This window comes from Curtobacterium guangdongense (genome assembly GCF_049341845.1).
Classification (GTDB): Bacteria; Actinomycetota; Actinomycetes; order Actinomycetales; family Microbacteriaceae; genus Curtobacterium; species Curtobacterium guangdongense.
In genome coordinates this window covers 64,206-90,121 of record NZ_JBMPIT010000003.1, presented here as the reverse complement: position 1 = coordinate 90,121, position 25,916 = coordinate 64,206, and the positions used below count along the sequence as shown (strand labels likewise).

General features: G+C 71.1%; 24 protein-coding genes. 11 read left to right on the top strand and 13 right to left on the bottom strand.

Going from position 1 to position 25,916, the window contains the following annotated elements:
- The first annotated feature begins 58 nt into the window (after nt 1-58).
- The gene (locus ACO0E1_RS05120; RefSeq protein WP_422873201.1) at nt 59-454 is read left to right on the top strand and encodes a hypothetical protein; all 396 of its coding nucleotides are present in this window, start codon (nt 59-61) and stop codon (nt 452-454) included.
- 80 nt (nt 455-534) lie between these two features.
- On the opposite strand, the gene purF is transcribed toward ACO0E1_RS05120, so the two are convergent.
- Nucleotides 535-1,992: an amidophosphoribosyltransferase gene (purF, locus tag ACO0E1_RS05115; RefSeq protein WP_422873200.1), complete on the bottom strand. Its 1,458-nt coding sequence runs from the start codon at nt 1,990-1,992 to the stop codon at nt 535-537.
- A gap of 72 nt (nt 1,993-2,064) precedes the next feature.
- Here purF and purM point away from each other — a divergent pair, with 72 nt between their 5' ends.
- A complete protein-coding gene (gene purM / locus ACO0E1_RS05110; protein ID WP_422873199.1) occupies nt 2,065-3,159 on the top strand; it encodes a phosphoribosylformylglycinamidine cyclo-ligase in 1,095 nt (364 codons plus the stop codon).
- Between the two features lie 183 nt (nt 3,160-3,342).
- Here purM and ACO0E1_RS05105 read toward each other — a convergent pair whose 3' ends face one another.
- Nucleotides 3,343-3,564 (bottom strand): DUF3073 domain-containing protein, encoded by a 222-nt coding sequence (locus ACO0E1_RS05105; RefSeq protein WP_281266916.1) that lies wholly within the window; start codon nt 3,562-3,564, stop codon nt 3,343-3,345.
- Nucleotides 3,565-3,725: 161 nt separating this feature from the next.
- Here ACO0E1_RS05105 and ACO0E1_RS05100 point away from each other — a divergent pair, with 161 nt between their 5' ends.
- On the top strand, nt 3,726-4,835 hold the full coding sequence (locus ACO0E1_RS05100) for an FAD-dependent oxidoreductase (protein WP_422873198.1): 1,110 nt from the start codon (nt 3,726-3,728) through the stop codon (nt 4,833-4,835).
- A gap of 89 nt (nt 4,836-4,924) precedes the next feature.
- Here ACO0E1_RS05100 and ACO0E1_RS05095 read toward each other — a convergent pair whose 3' ends face one another.
- The 4 genes from ACO0E1_RS05095 to ACO0E1_RS05080 form a co-directional block, all read right to left on the bottom strand.
- Nucleotides 4,925-5,365 (bottom strand): DoxX family protein, encoded by a 441-nt coding sequence (locus ACO0E1_RS05095; protein ID WP_281266918.1) that lies wholly within the window; start codon nt 5,363-5,365, stop codon nt 4,925-4,927.
- 113 nt (nt 5,366-5,478) lie between these two features.
- Nucleotides 5,479-5,715, bottom strand: coding sequence for a DUF3072 domain-containing protein (locus ACO0E1_RS05090; protein WP_422873197.1), 237 nt, complete (start codon nt 5,713-5,715; stop codon nt 5,479-5,481).
- A gap of 66 nt (nt 5,716-5,781) precedes the next feature.
- A complete protein-coding gene (locus tag ACO0E1_RS05085; RefSeq protein WP_422873196.1) occupies nt 5,782-6,516 on the bottom strand; it encodes a hypothetical protein in 735 nt (244 codons plus the stop codon).
- Between the two features lie 30 nt (nt 6,517-6,546).
- A complete protein-coding gene (locus tag ACO0E1_RS05080) occupies nt 6,547-8,787 on the bottom strand; it encodes an APC family permease (protein ID WP_422873195.1) in 2,241 nt (746 codons plus the stop codon).
- A 130-nt stretch (nt 8,788-8,917) separates the two neighbouring features.
- On the opposite strand from ACO0E1_RS05080, the gene ACO0E1_RS05075 reads away from it, so the two are divergent.
- The gene (locus tag ACO0E1_RS05075; protein WP_422873194.1) at nt 8,918-9,706 is read left to right on the top strand and encodes a MerR family transcriptional regulator; all 789 of its coding nucleotides are present in this window, start codon (nt 8,918-8,920) and stop codon (nt 9,704-9,706) included.
- 140 nt (nt 9,707-9,846) lie between these two features.
- On the opposite strand, the gene ACO0E1_RS05070 is transcribed toward ACO0E1_RS05075, so the two are convergent.
- The 3 genes from ACO0E1_RS05070 to yczE all read right to left on the bottom strand — a co-directional run bounded on the left by ACO0E1_RS05070 (nt 9,847) and on the right by yczE (nt 12,115).
- On the bottom strand, nt 9,847-10,434 hold the full coding sequence (locus tag ACO0E1_RS05070; protein ID WP_422873193.1) for a PadR family transcriptional regulator: 588 nt from the start codon (nt 10,432-10,434) through the stop codon (nt 9,847-9,849).
- Complete coding sequence (locus ACO0E1_RS05065) at nt 10,431-11,267, bottom strand: DUF4097 family beta strand repeat-containing protein (protein WP_422873192.1); 837 nt, start codon at nt 11,265-11,267, stop codon at nt 10,431-10,433. The genes ACO0E1_RS05070 and ACO0E1_RS05065 overlap by 4 nt, the downstream gene beginning before the upstream one ends.
- 185 nt (nt 11,268-11,452) lie before the next feature.
- Entirely contained in the window at nt 11,453-12,115 is a 663-nt protein-coding gene (yczE, locus tag ACO0E1_RS05060; RefSeq protein WP_422873191.1) for a membrane protein YczE, read from the bottom strand.
- Between the two features lie 61 nt (nt 12,116-12,176).
- On the opposite strand from yczE, the gene yczR reads away from it, so the two are divergent.
- The 3 genes from yczR (at nt 12,177) to ACO0E1_RS05045 (ending at nt 17,674) form a co-directional block, all read left to right on the top strand.
- Nucleotides 12,177-13,655 (top strand): MocR-like transcription factor YczR, encoded by a 1,479-nt coding sequence (gene yczR / locus ACO0E1_RS05055; RefSeq protein WP_422873190.1) that lies wholly within the window; start codon nt 12,177-12,179, stop codon nt 13,653-13,655.
- Between the two features lie 131 nt (nt 13,656-13,786).
- The gene (locus ACO0E1_RS05050) at nt 13,787-14,437 is read left to right on the top strand and encodes a DUF6518 family protein (protein ID WP_422873189.1); all 651 of its coding nucleotides are present in this window, start codon (nt 13,787-13,789) and stop codon (nt 14,435-14,437) included.
- A 66-nt stretch (nt 14,438-14,503) separates the two neighbouring features.
- Nucleotides 14,504-17,674, top strand: coding sequence for an efflux RND transporter permease subunit (locus ACO0E1_RS05045; protein WP_422873188.1), 3,171 nt, complete (start codon nt 14,504-14,506; stop codon nt 17,672-17,674).
- Here ACO0E1_RS05045 and ACO0E1_RS05040 read toward each other — a convergent pair.
- Together ACO0E1_RS05040 and ACO0E1_RS05035 are read right to left on the bottom strand one after the other, a co-directional pair.
- Entirely contained in the window at nt 17,671-17,922 is a 252-nt protein-coding gene (locus tag ACO0E1_RS05040) for a hypothetical protein (RefSeq protein ID WP_422873187.1), read from the bottom strand. The genes ACO0E1_RS05045 and ACO0E1_RS05040 overlap by 4 nt on opposite strands.
- A 269-nt stretch (nt 17,923-18,191) precedes the next feature.
- Nucleotides 18,192-19,220 carry an alpha/beta hydrolase gene (locus tag ACO0E1_RS05035; protein ID WP_422873186.1) on the bottom strand — a complete coding sequence of 343 codons (1,029 nt, stop codon included), beginning with the start codon at nt 19,218-19,220 and terminating at the stop codon, nt 18,192-18,194.
- Between the two features lie 92 nt (nt 19,221-19,312).
- On the opposite strand from ACO0E1_RS05035, the gene ACO0E1_RS05030 reads away from it, so the two are divergent.
- Complete coding sequence (locus ACO0E1_RS05030; protein ID WP_422873185.1) at nt 19,313-20,167, top strand: polyphosphate kinase 2 family protein; 855 nt, start codon at nt 19,313-19,315, stop codon at nt 20,165-20,167.
- A 264-nt stretch (nt 20,168-20,431) separates the two neighbouring features.
- Entirely contained in the window at nt 20,432-22,519 is a 2,088-nt protein-coding gene (locus tag ACO0E1_RS05025) for a DEAD/DEAH box helicase (RefSeq protein WP_422873184.1), read from the top strand.
- 168 nt (nt 22,520-22,687) lie between these two features.
- On the opposite strand, the gene ACO0E1_RS05020 is transcribed toward ACO0E1_RS05025, so the two are convergent.
- Both ACO0E1_RS05020 and ACO0E1_RS05015 read right to left on the bottom strand, forming a co-directional pair.
- A complete protein-coding gene (locus ACO0E1_RS05020; protein WP_422873183.1) occupies nt 22,688-23,197 on the bottom strand; it encodes a mycothiol transferase in 510 nt (169 codons plus the stop codon).
- 10 nt (nt 23,198-23,207) lie between these two features.
- Nucleotides 23,208-23,771 carry a MarR family winged helix-turn-helix transcriptional regulator gene (locus tag ACO0E1_RS05015; RefSeq protein ID WP_422873182.1) on the bottom strand — a complete coding sequence of 188 codons (564 nt, stop codon included), beginning with the start codon at nt 23,769-23,771 and terminating at the stop codon, nt 23,208-23,210.
- Nucleotides 23,772-24,024: 253 nt separating this feature from the next.
- On the opposite strand from ACO0E1_RS05015, the gene ACO0E1_RS05010 reads away from it, so the two are divergent.
- Together ACO0E1_RS05010 and ACO0E1_RS05005 are read left to right on the top strand one after the other, a co-directional pair.
- Nucleotides 24,025-24,624 carry a hypothetical protein gene (locus tag ACO0E1_RS05010; protein ID WP_422873181.1) on the top strand — a complete coding sequence of 200 codons (600 nt, stop codon included), beginning with the start codon at nt 24,025-24,027 and terminating at the stop codon, nt 24,622-24,624.
- Between the two features lie 123 nt (nt 24,625-24,747).
- Nucleotides 24,748-25,884, top strand: coding sequence for a S24/S26 family peptidase (locus tag ACO0E1_RS05005; protein ID WP_422873180.1), 1,137 nt, complete (start codon nt 24,748-24,750; stop codon nt 25,882-25,884).
- Nucleotides 25,885-25,916 lie beyond the last annotated feature (32 nt).

Sequence of the window (25,916 nt, the reverse complement as noted above, 5' to 3'; positions counted from 1 at the left end):
GCGGATCCGCACGCGAGCACAGGCCGGAGCACGTCCCACAGTGGGGGACAATGGACTCGTGAGCAACACCGATCGACCCGACGACGCTCCGGTTCCGACGCCCGGCACCGTCTCCTCCTCCGACGAGGTCACCATCCGACGCGCCCCGAAGTTCGGCGTCTTCATCGTCGGTGGAGCGCTCCTCGGCTTCGTCGTCACGTTGATCGTGATCTCGCTCACCATGAACCTCGACCGTGGCGACAAGGGCGAGACGCAGAGCTTCGGGAGCCTGGTGGGGTACTTCGGCCTCTGGGGTGTCGCCATCGGCGGGTTCGTCGGTGCGCTCGTCGCGATCGTCCTCGACCGCGTGCTCTCCCGCCGCGCGGCGCGGCTCACCGCGGAGCGCGTCGAGGTGGAGATGCCCCCGGAGACGGTGGAGGGCGAGATCGAGGACCACGGCGACCACGCGCGCTGACGCGCCCACTGACGGACGGGAGGCCCGGTGCCAGCTGGCACCCGGCCTCCCGTCCGTCTGTGGTGGCGTGAGCCGCCGGATCAGCTGAGCTGGTTCGCCTCGACCCAGGACAGGTACTCCGGGCTCACCGTTCCGGTGACGTACTCGCCGGTGAAGCAGCTCATCTCGAGGTCGGTGACGTCGGAGCCCTCGATGATGGCGTCCCGCATGTCGCCGATTTCCTGGTAGATCAGGTGGTCGCTGCCGAGCACCCGGTTGATCTCGGGGATCTTCCGGTCGTGCGCGATGAGTTCCGCGCGGGTCGGCATGTTGATGCCGTACACGTGCGGGTAGCGCACCGGGGGAGCGGCGGAGGTGAAGGTGACCTCGTTCGCACCGGCGGCGCGGGCCATCTCGACGATCTCCTTGCTCGTCGTGCCGCGCACGATGGAGTCGTCGACGATGAGGATGTTCTTGCCCTTGAACTCGGACGACATCGCGTTCAGCTTCTGGCGCACGGACCGCTTGCGCTCCGCCTGCCCGGGCATGATGAACGTCCGGCCGACGTAGCGGTTCTTGTAGAAGCCCTCGCGGTACTCGATGCCGAGCTTCTGAGCGACCTGCATCGCTGCGGGGCGGCTCGAGTCCGGGATCGGCATCACGACGTCGATGTCGCCGGTCGGGGCGTACTGCGCGATCGTGTCCGCCAGGCGGTTGCCGAGACGCAGGCGGGCGTCGTACACGGAGATGCCGTTCATCACCGAGTCCGGCCGCGCCAGGTAGACGTACTCGAACGAGCACGGGACCAGGCGCGGGTTCGCCGCGCACTGGCGGGCGTGCATCGTGCCGTCCATCTCGACGAAGATCGCCTCGCCGGGAGCGACGTCGCGGACGATGTCGTACCCGCCGGACTCCAGCACGAGGGACTCGGACGCGACGACCCACTCGGACTTGCCGGCGTCGTCGAACTTGTGGCCGAGGATCAGCGGGCGGATGCCGAACGGGTCGCGGAAGGCGAGCAGTCCGTGCCCGGCGATCGTCGCGATGGCGGCGTACGAGCCCTCCACACGCTGGTGCACGCGCTCGACGGCGTCGAACACCTGGCCGGGGTCGAGGTCGGCGCCGCGCACCTGTCCCTGGAGCTCGTGCGCCAGGACGTTCACCAGGAGCTCGGTGTCCGAGCTCGTGTTGAGGTGCCGGCGGTCGATGTCGAAGAGTTCACGCGTGAGTTCCCGCGTGTTCGTCAGGTTGCCGTTGTGGACGAGGACGATGCCGTAGGGAGCGTTCACGTAGAACGGCTGCGCCTCTTCCTCGTTGCTGGCGGCACCCTTCGTGGCGTACCGGACGTGGCCGAGCCCCATGGTGCCGAGGAGGGCACGCATGTCACGGGTGCGGAAGGACTCGCGGACGTGCCCGCGGGTCTTGTGCATGTGGTGGATGTGACCCTCGACCGTGGCGATGCCCGTCGAGTCCTGTCCCCGGTGTTGCAGGAGGAGCAGAGCGTCGTAGATGGATTGATTAGCAGGCCCCTGCGCAACGAGGCCGACGATGCCGCACATTCGCGGTGTGCTCCAGACCGTAGAATCGGGTGGTACCGAACAAGTCTGCCATGCCACGACGGAGGACTCCGCATGCCCAACCCGTACGCAGAGGCCGGGGTCGACACCGCCGCAGGTGATCTGGCCGTCGAGCTGATGAAGTCCGCAGTCGCAGCGACGCACAACGACTCGGTCCTGGGTGGTGTCGGTGGGTTCGCCGGGCTCTACGACGTGTCGTTCCTGAAGGACTTCTCACGGCCGCTGCTCGCGACCTCGACCGACGGCGTCGGCACGAAGGTCGCCATCGCGCAGGCGATCGACAAGCACGACACCATCGGCCAGGACCTCGTCGGCATGGTCGTCGACGACATCGTCGTGGTCGGTGCGAAGCCGATGTTCATGACCGACTACATCGCGTGCGGTCGGGTCGTGCCGTCCCGGATCGCGGACATCGTCGCCGGGATCGCTCGCGGCTGCGCCGAGACCGGCACCGCGCTGGTCGGCGGCGAGACCGCTGAGCACCCCGGGCTGCTCGGGCCGGACGACTACGACGTCGCGGGCGCGGCGGTAGGTGCCGTCGAGGCGTCCGCCGTGCTCGGTGCTCCGCTGGTGCAGGACGGGGACGTCGTCCTGGCGATCGCGTCCTCCGGGCTGCACTCGAACGGGTACTCGCTCGTCCGGCACATCCTCTCGACGCGCGGGGTCGGGTACACCGACTCGCTGCCGGAGTTCGGCGGGCTCGTGGGTGAGGCGCTGCTCGAGCCGACCCGGCTGTACACCTCCCCGCTGCTCTCCGTGATCTCCTCGAGTGACGGCGCGGTCCACTCGCTCTCGCACGTGACCGGTGGTGGCATCGCGGCGAACCTGGCGCGCGTGCTGCCCGTCGGCTCCTGGGTCGAGGTCGATCGTGCGACGTGGGAGCCCCTCCCCGTGTTCCGTGTGCTCGCCTCCATGGCGGGGACGCCGATCGAGGACACCGAGAGCACGTGGAACCTCGGCATCGGCATGTTCGCGGTCGTGTCCGCATCGGCTGCTGCGGCGGTCGTCGACGCGCTCGGGACGGCCGGGCTCGCGTCGTGGCAGGTCGGCACGGTGTCGATGTCCGCGCGGGACCTCGACGGGTTCGAGCAGGGGGCGAAGGGCGTCGACGGCGGCGCCGTGCGGCTCGTGGGGAGCTACGCCGGCTGAGTCCGCGCGGGCTCGTCGCCGGGTCGCGACTCGACGTGGTCGCTCTGCCGATCGCGATCCTTCTGTCGACTCGGAACGACAGTGCCGTTGTCGTACGACAGCGGCCCTGTCGTTCTGGGGAGTGCGAGGACGCGGAAACGCCGCGTCACCCCGGAGGGTGCGCGGCGTCGACTGACCAGGAGGTCAGGCGGACTTATTCTGGTCCTGCTGGGGCTCGAACTCGTCGTCGCCCTCGAGCTGGTCATCCCCGTATTGGTCTGCCCAGCGGTCGACGTAGGAGTTCTCGTCCGAGTCGTGCCCGGCGGAGAGCTCGCGTTCGAGCGCACCGTAGTTCGTCTCCGGGCTGAAGTACTTCAGCTCCCGGGCGACCTTGGTGTGCTTTGCCTTCTGACGGCCGCGCCCCATGCGTGACCCCCTCGTGATCGGCTCGTGTCCGGTGCTACGGGAGACGAGTCATCACCCGGAGAATCCGAACGGTTCGTGGTTGGAAATCTGCCGATCACTCTACCATGTACCCCTATCTGGACATGGCCGAGCGGTGCGCGCGTCCAGCAGAATCGGATGTGATGACGGACCTGACACCGACCCCCGACGACCAGCACGCCCGGGTGGTCGTGATCGGTGCGGGGCAGGCCGGTCTCTCCGTGGCCTACCACCTGCGCCGACTCGGTCTGCAGCCGGGGAGCGACGTGGTCGTCCTGGACCGGGCGCCGAGCACGGGCGGGGCGTGGCAGTACCGCTGGGAAGCGCTCCGGCTCGGGTCGGCCCACCGCGTGCACGACCTCCCCGGTATGCGGGCGATGGGGCTGCGATTCGACGATGCCGATCGGTCCCGTCCCGCGCGCGACGTCGTCGGCGAGTACTACCGCCGGTTCGAGCAGCACTACGACCTCCAGGTCCGACGGCCGGTCACCGTGACGAGCGTCACCCGCGCGGGAACCGGACTGTGCGTGACGACGCGGACGCCGGACGGCCGTGTCGCCCGGATCACGGCGGACGTGGTCGTCTCCGCGGCGGGTACGTGGGGCACGCCCTTCGTCCCGTGGTACCCGGGGCGTGACACCTTCCGCGGGCGGCAGATCGACACGACCGAGTACCGGTCGGCGTCCGAGTTCCGCGGGCAGGACGTCGTCGTGGTCGGCGGCGGGACGAGCGCGATCGGCTTCCTGCTCGAGCTCGACGGCGTGGCGCGGTCGACGAGGTGGTTCACCCGTCGACCGGTGGAGTGGGCCGACACGGTCGGGCTCGACCTGGAGTCGGCGGTCGCCGCGGTGGACGAGCAGGACCGTGCGGCCCGGGCGGGGGAGACCCTCCCGAGCATCGTCAGCGGCACGGGCGTCCCGGTGTCACGCCGCATCCGCGCGGGGATCGACCGCGGAGTCCTGCACCCCGAACCCGTGTTCGTCGCGATGGAACCGGACGGGGTGGTCACCCGTGAGGGCGAGCACGTGCACGCCGACGCGGTGATCTGGGCGACGGGCTTCCGCGCGGACCTCCGGCACCTCGCACCGCTGCGGCTCCGGACACCGGGCGGTGGCGTGGTGATTGCGGAGGGGCGGTCGGCGGACGAGCCCCGGCTGTTCCTCGCCGGCTACGGTCCCCAGGCGTCGACGATCGGGGCGAACCGGGCCGGCCGGCTCATCGCGCGCCAGGTGATGGACGCGCTCACGGGCTGAGCGACGGTTCTCGGACGCGGGACCGCGAGGAGTGTCGCTGAGCGCGAAACAACGGGCGGAGGGCGCAGGGCTGGGAGCGGAAGACGCCACTACGCCGGCAACGGCTCCGCGACACCACGCCGACGCCGCGAGGCCCGCAGCACCAGGGCGTCGAGGGACAGGCGGCCCGGCCCGGTCAGCGCCACGGCGAGGGCACCGGCGGCCAGGACGAGTACGTACTCGAACCCGCCCTCCTGCGAGAAGAACCCGGCGGACGCGTGTGCGAGGAACCCCGCGACGACCATGTCGACCGCGAGCAGCACGCCGACGACCCTGGTGGCCACCCCGAGCACGAGCAGCGCACCGCCGACGAGCTCGAGCCCGGCGACCAACGGCGCCGCGATCGATGCCAGCGGGACGCCCATGCCGGCGAACCCGTCGGCGACGGCGGGGATGCCCTGCCCGAACTTCTGCGCGCCGTGGGCGATGAACACCACGCCGAGGACGACGCGGAGGACGGTCAGGCCGATCGAGGTCGATGTCGTTCGCATGGCCCCGACCGTAACCAGTGACGCGTCACCGATCACCCCTCGTTCGGGGGTCTGCCCGGGTATCGCCAGGACATCCCCAGCCCCGGGTCCCCAGAACAAGGGACCCGGGAGCGTCAGGAGTCGCCGCGCCCCGTCTTCGCCTGCAGCCGGTCGATGTGCTCCGAGGCCTCGGCCTTGGTCAGGTCCGCGGGCAGTTCCTCGCCGGCTTCGCGCGCCAGGGTGTCGAGGTAGCTCCGCTGCGGCCCGGTCATCGGCTCGTCACCGGTGACCCAGGTCTCCGGGTCCTTGCTCGCGTCGGTCGTGGGGTCGGGGCGGGCGCCGCCGAGGGTCTCACCAGTGCTGTCACTCATGCCCGGGACGCTACGCGCGACCCACGACACCACGGTCAGCCCGGACGGCCCCACGGGGGACAAAGCTCAGACAGGTACCGCCGTGTACCGCACCAGGTCGGGCCCGACCTCGTTCGCCGCGATCGGCACCGACCGACCGTCGCGCGTGATCCAGAGCGTGTTGCCCGGCTCGTCGAGCCGCTCGACCGGGGACAGCGCCCCGTCCAGCAGCACCGCGGCGGACACGCTCACCCGACCGGACGCGGGCCGCGGCGGGAGCCCCGGCACGTCGTCCGCGTACGCCGGGTACGTCCCCGGAGCGAGGAGCGGGCTGATCGGCGTCGTCACGATCTCCACGCCGGCCGCGCCGGAGGCGGTCACCGCGTCAGCGGTGACGACGACCAGTCGGACCACCTGGTCCTTCGGCAGCGGCATGTCCACGACTCCTGACCCGGCCAGTGCGCGGAACGCTGGCCGACCGTCGGGGCCGAGGTGAGCCTCCAGGCCGTCGATGCGGACGCGACCGCGTCCACGCGTGTCCGCGTACGTGCCGGGTTGCAGGTCGGAGCGACGTGCCTCGAGCGAGGACACCACGATCCGGTCCGGCCGGTACCAGTCGCGGAGGGTGGCCGGGTCGACCCAGCCGATGCTCGCGGAGCCGACCGGTCGCTCGTCGAGCGCGCCGATCGGGTGCTCGCCGCGCACCGCGACGAGCCCCTCGTACCGGTCGTCGGAGTGGTCGAGGACCTCGACGCGCTTGGACACCTTGCCGCCGTGGCCGTCGAACGTCGCGAAGGTGCGCAGGTCGGGTGCGTCGGTCATGGGTTCAGATCGTATGCCGGGAGGCGCGGATCACTCCGCAGACGTCGGCGTGCGTCCGGGGGACGCCGGCACCAGGACCTGCATCTCACCGGTGCAGTGGGCCGGGTCCACCCCGTCGGCCGGTCCGGCCGGTCGGCTCGCGCGCCGCGACTGCATGCTGGCCCGTTGTGCGGGGCTGAGCAGGTTGTTGCGCTGGTCGGAACGCAGCACGCGGTCCTCTTCCTCGCTGCGGAACACGCCGTTCGGCGAGCGGCGGAGCGCCGGTCGGACGGGCTCGCCACGGCGCTCCTGGCCGGGGAAGGGCCGCGAGCGACGGCCGTAGAGCAGCTCCGACGAGTCGAGGAGCCACGGCACCAGCGCCACGGTGACGCCGTGCACGAGCAGGAGCTTCTTGCGGATGCGACGGCCGCGGTGGTTGTGGAGGAGTCCCTCCCACCAGTGACCGACGACGAAGACGGGGGTGTAGACCGTGACGACCTCGGAGCCGTGCTCCATCCGGTGCGCCTTGATGTACTTGATCAGCGGCATCGAGATGTCGCGGTACGGGCTCGGGACGATCGTGAGCGGGACCTCGATGCCGTGCTCGGCCCATTGTTCGCGGAGGAGTGCTGCTTCGGTGTCGTCGATGGCGACGTGCACCGCCTCGAGGCCGGCGTGCTTCGCGGCGATGGCGTAGTCGAGTGCCTTGAGCACCGGCTTCTGCAGCTTGTTCACGAGGACGATCGCGTGGTCGCCCGTCGCGCCGAACTCCGTCTCGACGTCCGCCTCGATCTCGTGCTTCACGTCGCGGTAGTAGCGGTTCACACCGAGCATCAGCACGAACAGGACCGGCATGATGACGAAGACCAGCCACGCCCCGTGCGTGAACTTCGTGATCGTGACGATGACGAGGACGACGAAGGTGAACGTGGCGCCCGTCGCGTTGATGAGCCGGGAGCGGATGACCTGGCCGCGGTTCACGGGTTCCGTCGCCGTGCCGGCGCGGTCCTCGCGCAGCAGCCGGGTCCAGTGCCGCACCATGCCCGTCTGCCCGAGCGTGAACGACACGAAGACGCCGATGATGTAGAGCTGGATCAGGCTCGTGACGTTCGCCCGGTAGACCACGAGCAGCGCGGCCGCGACGAGCGCCAGCACGATGACGCCGTTCGAGTAGATGAGGCGGTCGCCGCGGGTGGAGAGGGCCTTCGGTGCGTAGGAGTCGCGCGCCAGGATGGAGCCGAGCAGCGGGAAGCCGTTGAACGCGGTGTTCGCGGCGAGGAGCAGGACCGCGGCGGTCGTGGCCTGGATGACGAAGAACAGGATGGTGTTGTTCCCGAACGTCGCCGACGCGATCTGGGCGATGAGGGAACGCTGCGGCGTCGTGGCACAGTTCGCGAAGCCCTGCAGGTCGCAGGCACTCTCGGCGTAGTGCACGCGGGACACCAGCGCCAGGGTGATGAGGCCGACGAACAGGACGATCGCGATGCCGCCCATGAACACGAGCGTCATCTGGGCGTTCTTGACCTTCGGCCGGCGGAAGGCCTGCACACCGTTCGCGATCGCCTCGACGCCGGTCAGCGCCGAACAGCCGGACGCGAAGGCACGCAGGAGCAACAGGATGAACGCCGCCTGCGTCGTGTGCTCGACGTTTTGCACCGTGTACGCGGCGGACTCGGCCACGGGGGCGTTCCCCGCGAGGACCCGGATCAGGCCGGTGACGACCATGACGAACACGCTCGCCACGAACAGGTAGGTCGGGACGGCGAAGGCCTTGCTCGACTCCCGCACGCCGCGGAGGTTCGCGGCCGCGAGCAGGATGACGAAGACGAGTGCGAGCTCGACGCGGAACTCGTTGAGCACCGGGAGCGCGGAGATGATGTTGTCCACGCCTGAGGCCACCGACACGGCGACCGTCATCACGTAGTCGACGAGCAGGGCACTCGCCACGACGAGCCCGGCCTTCTCGCCGAGGTTCCGGTGCGCGACCTCGTAGTCGCCGCCGCCGGACGGGTACGCCTTGATGAGCTGCCGGTAGGAGGCGACGACCACCAAGAGCAGCAGGACCACGAGCGCGGCGACCCACGGCGCGAAGGTGAGGAACGACATCCCGCCGAGCAGCAGGATCATGAGGAGCTCCTGCGGCGCGTACGCCACGCTGGACAGCGGGTCGCTCGCGAAGATCGGCAGTGCCAGGTGCTTCGGGAGGAGCTGTCCTTCGAGCTTCTCGGAGGGGAGGGGATCCCCGATCAGTCGCGACTTCAGCGACCGGATCTCGTTCGTCACGAGCGGCAAACCTACTCAATTCCGGGCGCGAGTCAACACGGGTCGAGGGGTCGGTATTCCGCTTCCGTCGAACGCGACCCCGACGGATCCCCCGAAACCCCTTGCGGTTGACGCTGCGTCAACCTCTACCGTCGTCTCCATGAGGGAATCGACAGACACGGCGTCGCCAGCTGCCAAAGCACCGCACGGCATCGCCGACGTGGCGCGTTCGGCAGGGGTGTCGAGCAGGACGCTCCGGCACTACGACGCCATCGGACTGCTCCCGGCCACGGCGGTCGGCGACGGCGGGCTCCGCCGGTACGACGACCGTGCGCTCGTCCGGCTGCAGCGCATCCTGCTGCTCCGGGGCCTCGGGCTCGGGCTGCCGGCGATCCGCGAGGTCCTCGACGGCGAGCTCGACGACGTCGCCGCCCTCACCGCGCACGTGGCGTGGCTGGAACGCGAGCGGGATCGACTCGCTCGGCAGCTCGCCGCCGTGCGCACCACCATCACGAGACTCCGGAAGGGAGAGGACATGGACACGGACGACACGTTCGACGGTTTCGACCAGTCGCGGTTCCGCGCCGAGGTCGAGGAACGCTGGGGCGCGGACGCGTGGCGGCGCGGCACGACCTGGTGGGACGCGAAGGACGCGGCCGGCAAGGAGGCGTTCCAGGCCGAGCAGCGCGCCATCGCGTCCGATGCGGCAGCGCTCGCCGCGTCCGGCGCGGGGCCGTCGTCGGATCAGGGGGTCGCGCTGGCTCGTCGGCAGTTCGCGTGGCTCGCGCAGGCGACCCCGCCCGCCGAGCTCACCGCTGAGCGGTTCCGCACGCTCGCCGACATGTACGTCGCGGACGAGCGGTTCACGCACGCGTACGAGTGGGCGGGCGCCGGTGCGTCGCGCGCGTTGCGTGACGCGATGCACGCGTTCGCCGACGCGGCGTTGTAGGCGGCGCGGCGCGGCGCGGTTTGCTCCCGCACAACCGAAAGCACTCCGCGCCACGAGTTTCCGTGGTGCGGAGTGCTTCCGGTTGTGCAACGGGCGGACGGACGGGAGGCCGTGGCCGCCACCGCCCCGCCGGCGCGGGCTCAGAGGGACTTGCGGAGCTCCTCGAGGCCGTCGCGCAGGCGCGTCACCGTGTCCGCGGTGAGCGTGCCACGTGTCGCACGGCGGCGCAGGTCGGCGCGGACCTGCTGCCGGAACGACGACAGTGCCATCTCGAGCTCGCGGAGGGCGCGGGCGCTCTCGGACGGGACGGAGACGGGTTCTTCCGTGTTCGTCGACTGCGCGTTCGTCGACTGCGCGGACGCGGCGAGGTCGGCGCGCAGGGACCGCATCGCGTCGCTGACCGAGGCACGGACTCCGTCAGCGAGGGACTTCACCGAGTCGTTGACGCCGGCCTCGAGCGAGGCGATCTCGTCGGCGCGTGCGGTGAGCTCGGCGCGACCAGCATCGGTGATCGCGTAGACGGTCTTGCGGCCGTCGGCGGTCTTGGAGACGAGGCCGTCCTCCTCCAGCTTCGCCAGGCGCGGGTAGACCGTGCCGGCGCTCGGGACGTACGTGCCGCCGAAGCGGTCCCCGAGGGCCTGGATGACCTCGTACCCGTGCATCGGGTGGTCGGCGAGCAGGACGAGCAGGTACAGGCGCAGGTGGCCGTGGGCGAAGACCGGACTCATTCGAACACCTCGCTCTCGGTCGCCGCTGCCGTCGTCGCGGGCGGAGCGTGCAGCACGGCGATGTCCCCGGACACCGAGTTCACCCGGAGGTCGAGCCACTGCCCGGAGAGCTCCCCGCCCTGCTTGACGTACGAGCCCCTGACGCCCTTGATCTCCGCGTCGTCGAACTGGAGCTTGCCGGACGCCGTGCTGACGGTGCACTGGAAGGCGACGCCGTCCTCGAGCCGGACGCTCACCGAGCCGGACACCGTGTTGACGCGCGCCGAGTCCGGCGTGCCGTGCAGGTCGAGCACCACGTCGGCGGAGACACCGTCGGCCGAGAACCGCGGGATCTCACCGGTCGCGACGACGTCGCCCGAGACGGTGTGCACCGTGAGGGCGCCGTCGAGGTCGCGCATGGTGGTCGTACCGGACACCGCGTTGACGGTGACGTCGCCCGCGACACCGTCCACGACGAGGTCACCGGAGACGGTGTTGAGCGTGGCGCCGCGGTTCGTGCCGGACAGCAGCGCGCCGGCCGAGACGACGCCGAGGGTCACGCCGGCGTCGCGGGGGACCAGGATGCTGACGTCGGCGTGCGCCTTGCCGCGGAACGACTTGAGGAAGCCGATCGGGTCGTCCCAGCGGATCTGCGGGTGGTCGACCGTGAGGGTGTCGCCGTCGAGCTCGATCTTCATCGGCTTGCCGGACACGCTGTGGATCTCGACGCGTGCGGTGGGTTCGTCGTGGGCGACGACGTCGACCTGCCCGCCGACGAGGCCGACGCGCAGTGACCGGACGCTGCCGGTGTCGATGACCTTGGGCTCCTCGACGAGCCACTTCTCCTGAGCCATGTTGTCTCCTCGAACTCGCGATGTATCGCGTCTGGTGACGACACGTTATATCGCGTCTCACGGATCCGCAAGCGTTCCGCGCTTCCCGTTCCCCTCCCCATCGAGGGAACAGAAAACGTCGGGTGCGCGCAGGCGACCCGACGTTTTCTGTTCCCTCGATGCCCGAGGGTGGAGGAATGGGCCGGTCACGGGACGGGCGTGGGCTCCGTGGCGGGGGTGGGGCGGGCCTCCAGGCCGGGTGCCCGGTCGGGGCTCCACGGGAACCGGCGGAAGAGCGGCATGAGCGGCTGGACCATCGGGCCGATCGCGAACGCGGCGATCACCGTGCCGACGCCGACGTCACCGCCGAGGAACCAGCCGACGATCACGACCGTGACCTCGACCAGGGTGCGTGCGAGCCAGATCGGCCAGCCGAGTCGCTCGTGCAGCCCGACCATCAGCCCGTCGCGAGCACCCGTGCCGAACCCGGCGCCGATGTAGAACGCGGTCGCGACGGCCAGCAGGAGCAGTCCGGCGACGAACAACCCGATCCTGCCGAGGAGGTCCGCCGGCGTCGGGACGAGCCAGAGCACCAGGTCGGCCGACGGACCGATCGCCAGGGCGTTGAGCAACGTGCCGATGCCGGGCTTCTGACGGAGCGGGATCCAGAACAGCAGGATGACGCCGCTCGAAACCGCCGTGATCAGGCCGAACGACCACGGCACCACGTTCTCCAGGCCCTCGGTCAGGACCGTCCACGAACTCACGCCCACGACCGCTCGGACCTGCAGGGCCGTGGAGGCGCCGTAGAGGAACAGGCCGACGAAGAGCTGGGCGAAGCGGAGCGTGAGGGCGGCGGGGCGGGACATGGCTCCGATGCTCGCGGGGATTGGACTGCTGGTCGAGAGCCAATTGCGCTAGCGTGGATCCATGACGCCGGTCCTCCTCAGTTCCCGCTCCGCAGCGCTCCTGCTCCACGAGTGGCGCGACGGCTCCGACGCCCCCGCGTACGAGGCCCTCGCCGACGCGATCCGCGTGCTCGTGATCGACGGGCGGATCCCGCTCGGCGCCAGGATGCCCGCCGAGCGGGGGCTGGCGGAGGCGCTCGGCGTGTCCAGGACCACCGTGGCGAACGCGTACGCCCGGCTGCGCGACTCCGGCTACCTGGTGTCCCTGCGTGGATCGGGCAGTGTCGTGCGGTTGCCGCGGGACCTCGCGGGACGGCCGGACCCCGAGCGGCTCGGCGGCGTGGTGTCCGGCGACGTGCTCGACCTCCGCAAGGCGGCCCTGCATTCGGCACCCGGGGTCGCCGAGGCCGTCGAACGGGCGATGCGGCACGTGCCGGCGGCGCTCGCCGGCATCGGGTACGACACCGTCGGGGACCCGGGGCTGCGTGCGGCCATCGCGGCGCGGTACACCGCTCGAGGCCTGCCGACCGACGCGTCGGAGATCGTCGTGACCATCGGGGCGCAGCACGCGATCGCCCTGCTCGCGAGGGTGCTGGTCCGTCGCGGTGACGCCGTCCTCGTCGAGTCGCCGACCTACCCGCACGCGCACGAGGCCTTCCGCGAGGCCGGCGGTCGACTCGTCGGCGTGCCCGTCGACGCGCGCTCGGGGTGGGACGTCGGGGTGCTCGAGACGGCGTTGCGGCGGTCGGCGCCCGCGGTGGCCTACGTCATGCCGGAGCTGCACAACCCGACGGGGGCGTCGATGTCGGCGTCGGTGCGGTCCGTGTTGCTCTCCGTCGCGGCGTCGACGGGCACGACGGTCATCGCGGACGAGACCATGGGGGAGCTGCGGATCGACGGGGAGGCGTCGGTGCCGTTGGCGGCGTTGGCCGGGTCTGCCCGTTCCGCCGGGTCCGCCGGTTCTGGTGCGTCCGTCGTGATGATCGGGTCCGCCGACAAGGTCTTCTGGGGCGGCCTGCGGATCGGTTGGATCCGCGCGTCGCCCGACCTGCTGCAGCGCCTGCTGCTCGCCCGCCCGACGGGCGACCTCGGCACGCCCGTCCTCGACCAGCTGGTCGCCAGGGAGCTCGTCCCGCGGACCGACGCCGTCCTGGAGGCTCGGCGCGAGTACCTGAGACAGGGTCGCGACGAGGTCGTGGGGGCGTTGCGCGCGCGGCTCCCGGATTGGGACGTCCCGTCCCCGGCCGGCGGGTTGACGACGTGGGTCGGGCTCGGGCGGCCCGTGTCGAGCGCGCTGGTGCTCGCGGCGCGTACCGAGGGGGTGGTGCTCGCGTCCGGCGGGGTCTTCGGGCCGGACGGTGGCTTCGAGCGGTTCCTCCGGGTGCCGTTCACGATGCCGCCTGCGGACCGGGTGCGGCTCGTCGACGTGCTCGAGCGGGCGTGGGACCGGGTCGGTGGGGCGTCGACGGGTGTGCAGGGGTCGTTGGCCGCGGTGGTGTGACGCGGTCGGTTGTGCGCGGTCGGTCGTCGGCTGTGGTGCGCGGTGGCGCGTGGTGGGTCATCCGATGGGGTGACGTCGGTTCGGCCCGTGGGGTGATGTCCTCGTGTCCGGGGTCCGTCATGCTCGACGGCATGACCCCGCTCGTGTCCTCCCGCCCGGTTGCTCCGGTGCCGACCGTGCCCGCGTTCGCCCGGCTGACGATGGCACTCGGCGGCGCGCTGCTCGCCGGGGTGCTCACCTCGTACGGGCAGGCGCTGCCAGGGCTGTCCACCGTCTCGAACTCGGCGGGCCCGTGGTTCGTCGTCGCGGTCGCGTTGCTGCTGCTCATGGGGGTCCGCGGCGGCCGCGTGGGGCTGCCCGTCGCGATGGTGTCCGGGGTGGTGTTGCTCGAACTCATGCACATCGGGTACTGGGCGACGTCGAACCTCCGCGGGTACCCGGACGTCCTGTCGATCACGAACTTCTGGGTGCTGATGGCGGTCCCGGCTGGGGCGCTCGCGGGCGCGGTCGCCGTCCTCGTGCGCTCGGCCGACGGACGGTGGCGCGGGGCCGCGTTCGGCGCCGTCGCCGCCGTGCTCATCGGTGAGGGGATGCGCGCGCTGCTGCGGGTCGCGGCGACCACCGGGGTCGTGGCATGGGTGGTCGAGATCGCGGTCGGCGTCGCCGTGCTGATCGCCGGGGTCGTGGTCGCGCGCTCACCCGCCGGACGGGTGGTCGCACTCGGCGTCGGTGTCGTCGGCACGGTCGGGGTCCTCGGCGCGTACCTGTTGCTCGCCGGGTAGCTGGCCGTTCTCCACCGATCTGCTCCCCGGTGAACCGCGGCAGGGACTTGCTGCGAGGATCGGACCGTGCACCTCCTCTCGGTCTTCAGCCTCCGCAACCGTGCGCTCATCGCGCTCGTGACGATCGTGGTGGCGATCTTCGGCGGGATATCACTGTCGAGCCTCAAACAGGAGCTCATCCCGAGCGTGCAGTTCCCGCAGATCGCGATCGTCAGCGCGTACCCGGGGGCCACGCCGGAAGTCGTCTCGAACGACGTCTCGACCAAGATCGAGCAGGGCATCCAGGCGGTGCCGGACCTGAAGTCCACCACCGCGACGTCGTCGACCGGCCAGAGCGTCGTCTCCGCCGAGTTCGACTACGGGTCCAACCTCGCGAGCGCCGAGGACAAGATCCAGACCGTCGTGAACGCCCTGTCCCTGCCGGACTCGGTGCAGACCCAGATCGTCACGGGCTCCTTCGACGACCTGCCCGTGATCCAGCTCGCGGTGTCCGGCGGCGGGGACCAGGAACAACTCGTCGACCGGCTGAACGCCACGGCGGTGCCCGACCTCGAGAAGCTCGACGGGGTGCGCGAAGCCGATGTGTTCGGCAACCCGGGCCGCCGTGTGCTCATCACGCCCGATCGCGACGAGCTGGCGGCACGCGGGCTGTCCGAGACCGCGATCTCCGATGCGCTCGACGACAACGGCACGCTGATCCCCGGCGGGACGATCACCCAGGACGGCTCGACGCTCTCGGTACAGACCGGGCAGCGGATCGCCTCCGTCGCGGACATCGAAGCGCTGCCGCTCACCGGGGGCGCGACGGCGTCCACGATCGGCGACGTCGCCAAGGTCGCCATCACCGAGTCGCCACGGACCTCGATCAGCCGCGTCGACGGCGAGGAATCGCTGACCATCGCGATCACGAAGACCCAGCAGGCCAACACCGTCGACGTCTCGAAGACCGTCCGCGACGCGCTGCCCGGCATCGAGTCGAAGATCACCGGGGACCCGAAGTTCACGGTCGTGTTCGACCAGGCGCCCTACATACAGCAGTCCATCGACTCCCTCGCCGAAGAGGGCCTGCTCGGCCTCGGGTTCGCGGTGATCGTGATCCTGGTCTTCCTGCTGTCGGTCCGGTCGACGATCGTCACCGCGATCTCGATCCCGACCTCGGTGCTGCTCGCCGCGATCGGCATGCGCGCGGCGGACTACACGCTGAACATCATCACGCTCGCCGGGCTGACGATCGCGATCGGCCGCGTGGTGGACGACTCGATCGTCGTGATCGAGAACATCAAACGGCACCTGCAACCCGGGGTCGATCGACGGCAGGCGGTGCTCGACGGGGTGCGCGAGGTCGCCGGGGCGGTGACGGCGTCGACGCTGACGACAGTCGTCGTGTTCCTGCCCGTCGCCTTCGTCGCGGAGCTCGTCGGGGAGCTGTTCCGGCCGTTCGCGCTCACCGTGTCGATGGCGCTCATCGCGTCGCTGCTCGTCGCGCTGACGATCGTGCCGGTGCTGGCGTACTGGTTCCTCCGCGCACCCAAGGGGCACAAGCACGCGGGCACGAGGACCGCCGGCAGCGGCTCGGCCACGGAGTCCGCGCTCCGCTCCGCTGACGACCTCCACGACGCCGGGGCGCCCGACCGTCTGCGCCGTGGCTACCTGCCGGTCCTGCACTGGGTGCTGCGGTTCCCGCTGCTCGTCGTGCTGCTGGCCGTGCTCGTGCTCGGCGGGACCGCGGCGGCGGTGCCCTTCGTGAAGACGAACTACCTCGGGGACTCCGGGCAGAACACCTTCACGGTGACGCAGGACCTCGAACCAGGTGCCTCGCTCGACGCCCAGTCCGACGCTGCGCGCAAGGTCGAGGCGCAGCTCCGGGCGGTGGACGGCGTCGACACCGTGCAGACCACGATCGGGTCGAGCGGACAGTCGATCCAGGCGGCGTTCGGGGGCTCCGGTACGGCGTCGATCCAGTACGCCGTCACCACCGACTCGGACGCCGACCAGGCCCGCATCCAGTCGGACACCCGGAAGCGTCTCGACGGGCTGTCCGACGCGGGCACGATCTCGCTGTCGTCGTCCGGCGGCGGGTTCGGCGGCAGCAGCGACATCGAGGTGGACGTCACGGCGCCGAGCCAGGCGCAGCTCAGGACCGCTGCGGACGAGGTGCTCTCGACGATGAAGGACGTCGCGCACACCACCGGGGCGTCGAGCAACCTCTCGGCGGCCGAGCCGTACCTGGCCGTGCGGGTCGACCGCTCGAAGGCGGCGGCGCTCGGGCTCACGGAGACCCAGGTCGGCGGGATCGTCGCCGCGGCAGTCTCCCCGCGGGACACCGGCACGGTCGAGATCGGCGACGCCTCGCTCGACGTGTACATCGCCGACCCGGAACCGCCGACCACCGTGCAGGCGCTCCGCGACCTGTCACTGCCGACGTCGACCGGCGCGGTGCCGCTGTCCGACGTCGCGACCGTCGAGCAGGCGGACGGCCCGACGTCCGTCACGACCTCGGACGCCGTCCGCACGGCGACCATCACCGTGACGCCGGACTCCGCGAACCTCGGGGCCGCCGTGCAGTCGGTGACGTCGGCGGTCGACGCCCTCGACCTGCCGAAGGGTGCATCGGCCACGATCGGCGGGGTCGCCTCGAGCCAGTCGTCGGCGTTCAGCCAGCTGCTGCTCGCCGCGCTGGTCGCGATCCTGATCGTCTACGTGGTGATGGTCGCGACCTTCCGGAGCCTGCTCCAGCCGTTGCTGCTCCTGGTCTCGGTGCCGTTCGCCGCGACGGGGGCGATCCTGCTGCAGATCGTCTCTGGGATCCCGATCGGGGTCGCGTCGTTGATCGGCGTGCTCATGCTGGTGGGCATCGTGGTGACGAACGCGATCGTCCTCATCGACCTCGTGAACCAGTACCGCCGCCGGGGTCTCCGCGTGCGGGACGCCATGATCGAGGGCGCGACCAGACGCCTGCGGCCGATCCTGATGACGGCGCTCGCGACGATCTTCGCGCTGCTCCCGATGGCCGTCGGGCTCACCGGGCAGGGCGGGTTCATCTCGCAGCCGCTCGCGCTCGTGGTGATCGGCGGGCTGGTTTCCTCGACGCTGTTGACGCTCGTCGTGCTGCCGGCGCTGTACTTCCTCGTCGAGCGGGCGCGCGAGCGGCGGGCGGACCGTCGGGCGGCGTCGGAAGGCGCTGCCGTCGAGGGTGCTGGTGTCGACGGCGCTGGGGCCGAGGGTGCTGGCGTCTAGCGGTCGCCCTCGGCGGGGTCGCCCGCGCCGGAGAACCACGACACGAGGACGCACGTGAGCGTCGTCAGGAACACGATCGCACCGAGGCCGGCGACGATCGAGGTGTGACCGGTCGCCGCGCCGTACCCACCGAACGCCATCGTCACGAAGAACGAGAGCCCGAGGAGCAGCTCCGCGGCGGTGCGGACGGGGGAGTGCTGCTCCCAGGTGGTCGCCGGGCGTGCAGGGCTGGTCGTGGTGTCGGTCACCCCGGAAGTCTCCGCCGCTCGGGCCCGCGCCGGCAGTCCCGACTCCGGGTGCCACCCACCCGGGGTACGCGCGCCGTCCGCACCCCTGCCGACCCCACGCTGCCGCCGCGACCCTGCCGTCGCGACCCTTCCGCCAAAGCGTCTGTGTCCTCGCAGTGTTCGGCGTGAGAGCGTCGCTTTCGCGGGACCCTCCTCGCGCCGCGCCGCGCCGCGCCCGCCCGCCCGCCCGCGCCGCCACGCGCCACGCGCCGCGCGCCGCGCCGCCGGCGTCAGCCCAAGTGCCGCCGCAAGAACGACACCACGCGCTTGCTCATCGCCTCGTCGAGCTGCGCGATCGAGTGCGCCGTCCCCCGCACCGCGACGAACGTCACCGGGACGTCGTGGGAGCGCAGCGTCGCCGCGAAGTCCTGCGACTCCCACAGCGGGATGAACTCGTGCGTCGAGTGCCCGATGAAGAACGGCGCCGTGTCCGACGTCACGTTGTAGGCGGGGGACGCCCGTTGTGCAGCCGGGCACGCGTCGTAGGCGCTGCACCCGAGGTACAGGAGCTGCTTCCGCTGGAACGACGCCGACACCCCGTCCGACTCCGTCGACCGTGTCGTCAGGTCCGTCGGACCGCTCAGGTCGACGACCGCGCGGATGCGGTCCCCGGCGGCGTACGCGGGGGAGGCGTGGTCCTCCACGGCCAGCATCGCCGCGAGGTTCCCGCCGGCGCTGCCCCCGAACACGCCGATCCGGTCGACGTCGACGTCGTAGGTCTTGAGCGTCGTGGGCCGGTACACCCAGTCGAGCGCCCGCCGGACGTCGTCGAGCCCTGCCGGGAACGGGTCCGTCGGCGCCAGCCGGTAGTCGACGTTGAAGGTGACGAACCCCTCGGACGCGAGGTACTGGCAGACCGAGCGGTACGCCGCGGTGGCCTTGTCGCCGTGGGACCAGCTGCCGCCGTGCACCATCATCACGGCGGGGCGGGTGCCGACCGATGCCTTCTCGAGCGCCGACGGGTCAGGCGTGGCGGACGCCGAGGCCTCGGTCGCTGCGGTCGCGGTCGGCGTCGTGGTCGTCTCCGGTGCGCTGTCCGCGGGCAGGCACACGTCCAGCTGCTGCAACCGGTCCGACCCGTACGGCACGTCGGAGACGACGTCGATGCCGTGGTACCGCAGCGACAGCGGGTAGATGACCGGATCGGCGGTGACGGTGGCGTTCTCGTCGCCCGTCGGATCCGCGCTGCACGACGCGATCGCGCCGAGCGCCACGACCGCGGCGACGAGCGCGAACAGCGTGCGACGGCCTGACCTCATCGCCGACAACGGTAACCCGAGCGAGCGGACGGCGCATGACACCGTTCACCGGCGAGTGCCAGGATGAGCGGACACCCACCGCTGGAGGACCCGTGAGTCGACGCAAGGCCTGGAACGCCGATCCGGAACCGCTCCTGCGCGTCGATGAGGGCTTCCGCCTTGCCGACGTCGACCCGGAAAGCACGCCGGGCTTCCCCGGCCGCAAGATCGACGGGCTCGAGGCGCTCGCCGCCGGCGCCGACCGCTTGGCCGCGCTGCAGGAACGACTCTGGGCAGCGGCGACGAGCGGGGACGAACGACGCGTGCTCCTGGTCCTGCAGGCGATGGACACCGCTGGCAAGGGCGGGATCGTCTCACACGTGATCGGTGCCGTGGACCCGAACGGTGTGCACTACGCCGGCTTCAAGGCGCCGACGGACGAGGAGCGCGAGCACGACTTCCTCTGGCGCGTCGAGAAGCAGCTCCCGTCCGCCGGGCAGATCGGCGTGTTCGACCGCTCCCACTACGAGGACGTCCTCATCCAACGCGTCCGCTCCTTCGCGCCGCCGGAGGAGATCGAGCGTCGCTACGGCGCGATCGTCGACTTCGAGAACCGGCTCGCCGACGAGGGCACCACGATCGTCAAGGTGATGCTGCACATCTCGAAGGACGAGCAGCGCGCCCGGCTCGGCGACCGCCTCGACCGCCCGGACAAGCACTGGAAGTTCAACCCGGGCGACATCGACGAGCGCCTGCTCTGGGACGACTACCAGGACGCGTACCAGATCGTGTTCGACCGCACCTCGACCGCCGTCGCGCCCTGGTACGTCGTGCCGGCGAACCGCAAGTGGTACGCCCGCCTCGCCGTGCAGCAGCTCCTGCTCCGCGCGCTCGAGGACATGCACCTCTCGTGGCCCGCCGCCGACTTCGACGTGGCCGAGCAGCGACAGCGGCTCGCCGAGTCCTGATCCGCACCGGCCTGGAGGCCCGGATCACCTCCGCCACGGACCCTCCGACACCAGCGGGGCTGGTTTCCGAGCGCGTGGTCGCGTAGACTCGCTCGGTCGGCCTTCGACACCGCGGCCAGCGAGTCGCGGACGTGTTTGGGTGTTGTGTAGTTCGAGGGCTGGAATCACGTCGATCCGACGACGGGATGAACCCCCTCTCCACGAACCGCCCCCGCCGATGTCGCTGGCGGGCTGCGTGGCATGTCCGCACCCCGGAAAGAATCCATGGCCCCGTACGACAAGGGCGCGAACTCGCGCGCCTCCGACCGTCCCCGTCACCCGAACGGCACCCCCGCCGCCCGCAGCAGCAAGCACCGCGGCTTCCGTGCTGCTGAGCCCACCGCGCCGCGCCAGAAGCAGCGCTGGGACGCCGAGGACCGCCGCAACCGCTCGTCGCAGGGCGACCGCACCGGCCGTCCGAACTGGGAGCCCCGCGACGGCGGACGCTCCTCGTGGGAGCCCCGCGGCGCCGGCCGTCCGGCACGTGGCGACGATCGCGCGCCCCGTTCGTTCAACCGTGACGACCGCGCCCCGCGTCGCTTCGACCGCGATGACCGTGCGCCCCGTCGTGACCAGGACGACCGTCCGCGTCGCAACTTCGACCGGGACGACCGTGCTCCGCGTCGCTTCGACCGCGATGACCGTGCTCCCCGTCGTGACAGCGACGACCGTCCGCCTCGGTTCGATCGCGATGAGCGTGCTCCTCGTCGTTTCGACCGCGACGACCGCGCCCCTCGCCGTGACAGCGACGACCGTCCGCGCCGGTTCGACCGTGACGACCGTGGCCCACGATCGTTCAACCGTGACGACCGCGCCCCTCGCCGTGACCAGGACGACCGTCCGCGTCGCAACTTCGACCGCGACGACCGCGCCCCGCGCAAGTTCGATCGCGATGACCGCGCCCCGCGCAAGTTCGATCGCGATGACCGTGCGCCGCGGAAGTTCGATCGCGATGACCGTGCGCCGCGCAAGTTCGATCGCGATGAGCGTGCTCCTCGTCGTTTCGACCGCGACGACCGCGCCCCGCGGAAGTTCGACCGCGACGACGCCCCGCGCAAGGGCTTCGTCCCCGCGGACGACGTCAAGCTCGAGAAGCTCCAGGCCGAGGCGACCGTCGCGGCCGACGTCGAGGGCGTGACCTTCGCCGACCTCGGCATCGGCGGCAACATCTCCCGTGCGCTCGGCGAACTGGGCGCGACCAGCCCGTTCCCGATCCAGGCGGCGACGATCCCCGACGTGCTCGCCGGCAAGGACGTCCTCGGCCGCGGCCGCACGGGCTCCGGCAAGACCATCGCGTTCGGTGCGCCCCTCGTCGAGAAGCTGATGGAGCACGGCGGCGGCACGAAGCGCAAGATGGGCCGCGCCCCGCGTGCGCTCATCCTCGCGCCGACCCGCGAGCTCGCGCTGCAGATCGACCGCACCGTGCAGCCGATCGCCCGCTCGGTGGGCCTCTTCACGACGCAGATCTACGGCGGCGTCCCCTACGGCCGCCAGGAGGGCGCGCTCGAGCGCGGCGTCGACATCATCGTCGGCACCCCCGGTCGCGTGCAGGACCTCATGAATAAGGGGAAGCTCGACCTCAGCGAGGTCGTCATCTCCGTGCTCGACGAGGCCGATCACATGTGCGACCTCGGGTTCCTCGAGCCCGTGCAGGAGATCCTCGAGGCGACCGCCCAGGTCACCCCGCAGGGCAACCGCGCGCAGAAGCTGCTGTTCAGCGCGACGCTCGACACGCAGGTCGCCGCGCTCGTCGAGCAGTTCCTGCACGAGCCGAGCGTGCACGAGGTCGCCGGCGAGGACCAGGCGTCCTCGACGATCGACCACCGCGTGCTCGTGGTCGAGCAGCGCCAGAAGGACCAGCTCCTCGAGGAGCTCGTCGCCGGCGAGGGCAAGACGATCGTCTTCGCCCGGACCCGTGCGTACGCCGAGCGTCTGGCCGACCAGTTCGAGGACGCCGGCATCCGCGCGACCTCGCTCCACGGCGACCTGAACCAGTCGCGCCGGACCCGCAACCTGCAGCTCCTCACGAGCGGCCGGGTGAACGTGCTCGTCGCCACCGACGTCGCCGCCCGCGGCATCCACGTGGACGACGTCTCGCTCGTCGTGCAGGCCGACGCGCCGGACGACTACAAGGCGTACATGCACCGCTCGGGCCGCACCGGTCGTGCCGGCAAGGAGGGCACCGTCGTGACGATCGTCCCGCGCGGACGTGTCCGCAAGATCGAGGGCATCCTCGAGCGCGCCGAGATCGAGGCGGACCTCGTCCAGGCAGCCCCTGGCGACGGCATCGTGTCGGAGCTCGCCGCGCGCTAGTCGCGACCACACGACGGACGGGAGGCCCGGTGCCAGCTGGCACCGGGCCTCCCGTCCGTCATCGAGGGAACAGAAATGGTCGGGTCGCGTTGGCGGACCCGACCATTTCTGTTCCCTCGATCGCAACGAGGGCCGGCGCGGGGGGGGGAGAGAGAGGGGGCGGACCGCTCAGCGGGTGAAGAAGAGCAGGCCGCGCACGTAGCCGGCCTGGCCGGCGTGCTGCGTGCAGTCGTTCAGGATGCTGACGATGCGCGCACCGGCGGTGACGGGTGGGTCCCATGCGTCGTCGACCACGGGGTCGAGGTCGTCGGGGCCGAGCGTGCCGAGGTAGGCGACCGTGCGTTCGTGCACCGCGTCGAGGTACCCGGTGAGCAGCGAGGCGGACGCCCGCACCTTGCCGACGTCGTCGCGGGACATGCCGTACCCGAGTGCCTCGGCGGGGAACGGCAGCCCGAACCGGTCGTACCAGCCGTCGGCGGTCCAGACCTGCTCGGTGCCGGCGAGGTCGGCGATCTGCGCGTCCTGGCCCCTGGCGATGTGCCACGCGAGCCACGCGAGGGTGTTCGCCCCGGCTGCCGGGCGTGATGCGAGCTGGTCCTCGGAGAGCCCCTCGACGGCGCGGGCGACGGTCGACGGGACGCGGGAGAACGCTTCGATGAGGACTTCGGAGGGGGTCATGCCCCCGAACCTACGCCCGGGCGTGCACTCCGGAGCGGCGTTCGAGCGCGTCACCGAGCCGGGCGAGCGCGTCGGCCAGGGGCTGCCGTTCCCCTGGCGTGGTCACCTCGCAGAAGGCCGCCGCGTAGAGCGCACCGATCTGCTGCGCGACGGCGGCACCGGAGGCCGTGAGGTGGAGCAGGATGCTGCGACGGTCGTCCGGGTTCGGGCGACGCTCGATGTGGCCGCGCTGCTCGAGTCGGTCGATCAGGGACGTCATCGCCCCGGTGGACAGCTCGAGGTACTCGCCCGACTGCTTCGGGGTGACACCCTTGCCGTCGGCCGCCGCCAGGAAGAACACGAAGCGGCTGTCCGTCGCGTTGAGGCCGCGCGTGGCGCTCTCGTGGTGGAGGACGCGAGCGTGCTGCATCTGCATGAGGCGGAACGCCGTCAGGAGGCGTCCGAGGTCGGTGTCCTCCACTCCGTCGGTGGTGCGGCGCCCGACGGGCACGTGCGACGCGGTCACGGGGGAGGTGGGTGCTGCGGGAGTGGTCGGCGCGACTGCGTCGACTTCGGGGATTCGGGTGTCCGTCATCGGGCGGCTCTTCTCGGGTACGTGTGACGCCGACGGCACGGGTCTGCCGTCGTGCTGCTCATTGAACAAGTATCTCACTCATCGAACTACCCCCAGCAGTGGGGGCGTATTCCGGCTTGTGAGTGGCTCGGACGGCAAGTAGCTTGATCGTCGTAGCAACGGAGCTCAGCACCACCCCGGCACGAAGCGCGGCCAACCACCGCGGCCCCGGCCGAACCAACCGATCAGATCTCTCGACTTCCGGAGTACCTCCATGTCTCGTGTTACCCCTCGCGCCGCTCGTCTCGCCGCCTGGATCGCCATCCCCGCCGCGCTCGTCGCATCCGGCGTCGTCGTCTCCACCGCCTCGTACTCGGCGTTCTCCGCCACGACGGTGAACCCGACCAGCAACTGGACCGCCGGCAGCGTCGCACTCTCCGACGACGACAACAACACCGCGTTGTTCACCGCCACCGGCCTGAAGCCCGGCTCGACCGGCTCCAACTGCATCACCGTCACGTCGACCGGCTCGCTGGCCTCCACGGTCAAGCTCTACGGCACGAACGCGGCGACCACGAACACCCTCGCGTCGAACATCACCATCTCGATCGACCAGGGCACCGGCGGCGGCTTCGGCTCCTGCACCGGCTTCACCCCGGCGAGCACGAGCGGCAACCTCTACTCGGGCACGCTCGCCGCGTTCGGCACCGCGTCCACCAACTTCGCGACCGGCGTCGGCACCTGGGCCCCGACCGGCTCCGCGTCCGAGTCGCGTGTCTACCGCGTGACCTACACCGTCCCCACTTCGGCCCCGAACTCGATCCAGGGCGGCACCGCCTCCCTCGGTCTCACCTGGGAGGCCCAGAACAGCTGAAGCTCGGAACCGACGCCGGGCGCGTGATGAGCACGCCCGGGCCGGCTCCATCGGTGACGTCCGGGACCGGACCCGATACGGGCCCGTCCGTCACCCCCAGCACGCCCCCAGTCGAAGGCAGTCATGGTCAGCATCGAAGTCCGCGGTGGACGCACACCGCACGATGCGGTCCGTGACGTCGTCGACTGGGGGCGTGTCGTCGTCGCCACCCTCGCTCGCGGCATCGTCGCGACCGTCCTCGGCCTCGCCCTCTGGGCCGCCGCGCCGGCCGTCATCGGTTGGCACCCCACCACCGTCATGACCGGCTCGATGGAGCCGCGGCTCGCCCCCGGCGACGTGGTCGTCTCGCGGCCGGTCGCCCAGGCGGAGATCCGGCTCGGGCAGATCCTGCTCGCCGACGACCCCGACCAGCCGGGGCACCTCCGCATGCACCGCTTCGTGAAGGCCGGACCGGACGACACGCTCATCACCAAGGGCGACGCCAACCCGCAGCGCGACTCCAGCGCGATCGAGCGGTCGGCCGTGCACGGTGTCGCCTTCCTCCGCATCCCGGTGATCGGCGCGCCCATCGTCTGGCTCCGACACGGCGAGTGGCACAAGGTCGTCCTGCTCGCACTCGCGCTCACCGCCGCCCTGTTCCTCTGCACGATCGACGGCTCGCTGCGGCGGCTGGCGTCCTCCTCCTCCGGTGACGGTGACGGTGACGGTCCGGCTGCTGACGACGGCCTGGAGGCTCGCCCCACCTCCGCCCCGTCCGGCGCCGCCGACGGCCGGTCCGGTCGGCACGTCCTCTCGCGTCGCGCGCTCCGCCGCCGTGTCCGGCAGGTGCGGCGTCTCCGCCGTGCCGGTGGCGCCGCCGCGGTGGTGCTCGTCGCGGGCAGCCTCGGGGTGCTCCTGCCCGCGCAGGCCGTCGCGGCACCGTTCGCGAAGACGACGGTGAGCCCGACGTCGTCGTTCGCGACCCTCACCGTCCCGCAGGCCACGACGCTCACGTGCACGCCGAACGGCGACGGCTCCGTGAACATCGGGTTCGCGTACGGCGGTCCGACCGCGACGTCGTTCTCGGTCGTGAACGGCACGACGGTGCTCGCGACGGGCACGACCACCCCGGTGAAGGTCGTCGGATCCGGGATCCTGAGCCTCGGCCAGGTCTACACCGTCAGTGTCCGGGTCAACTTCGTCGGCAACTGGACGTCGACCAGCACCTCGGTCACCCGGATCCAGACGGCGCTCGTCAGCACGAACCTCAGCTGCGCCTGAGTTGTCCACAGGTCGCCGCGAGGCACCCGGGG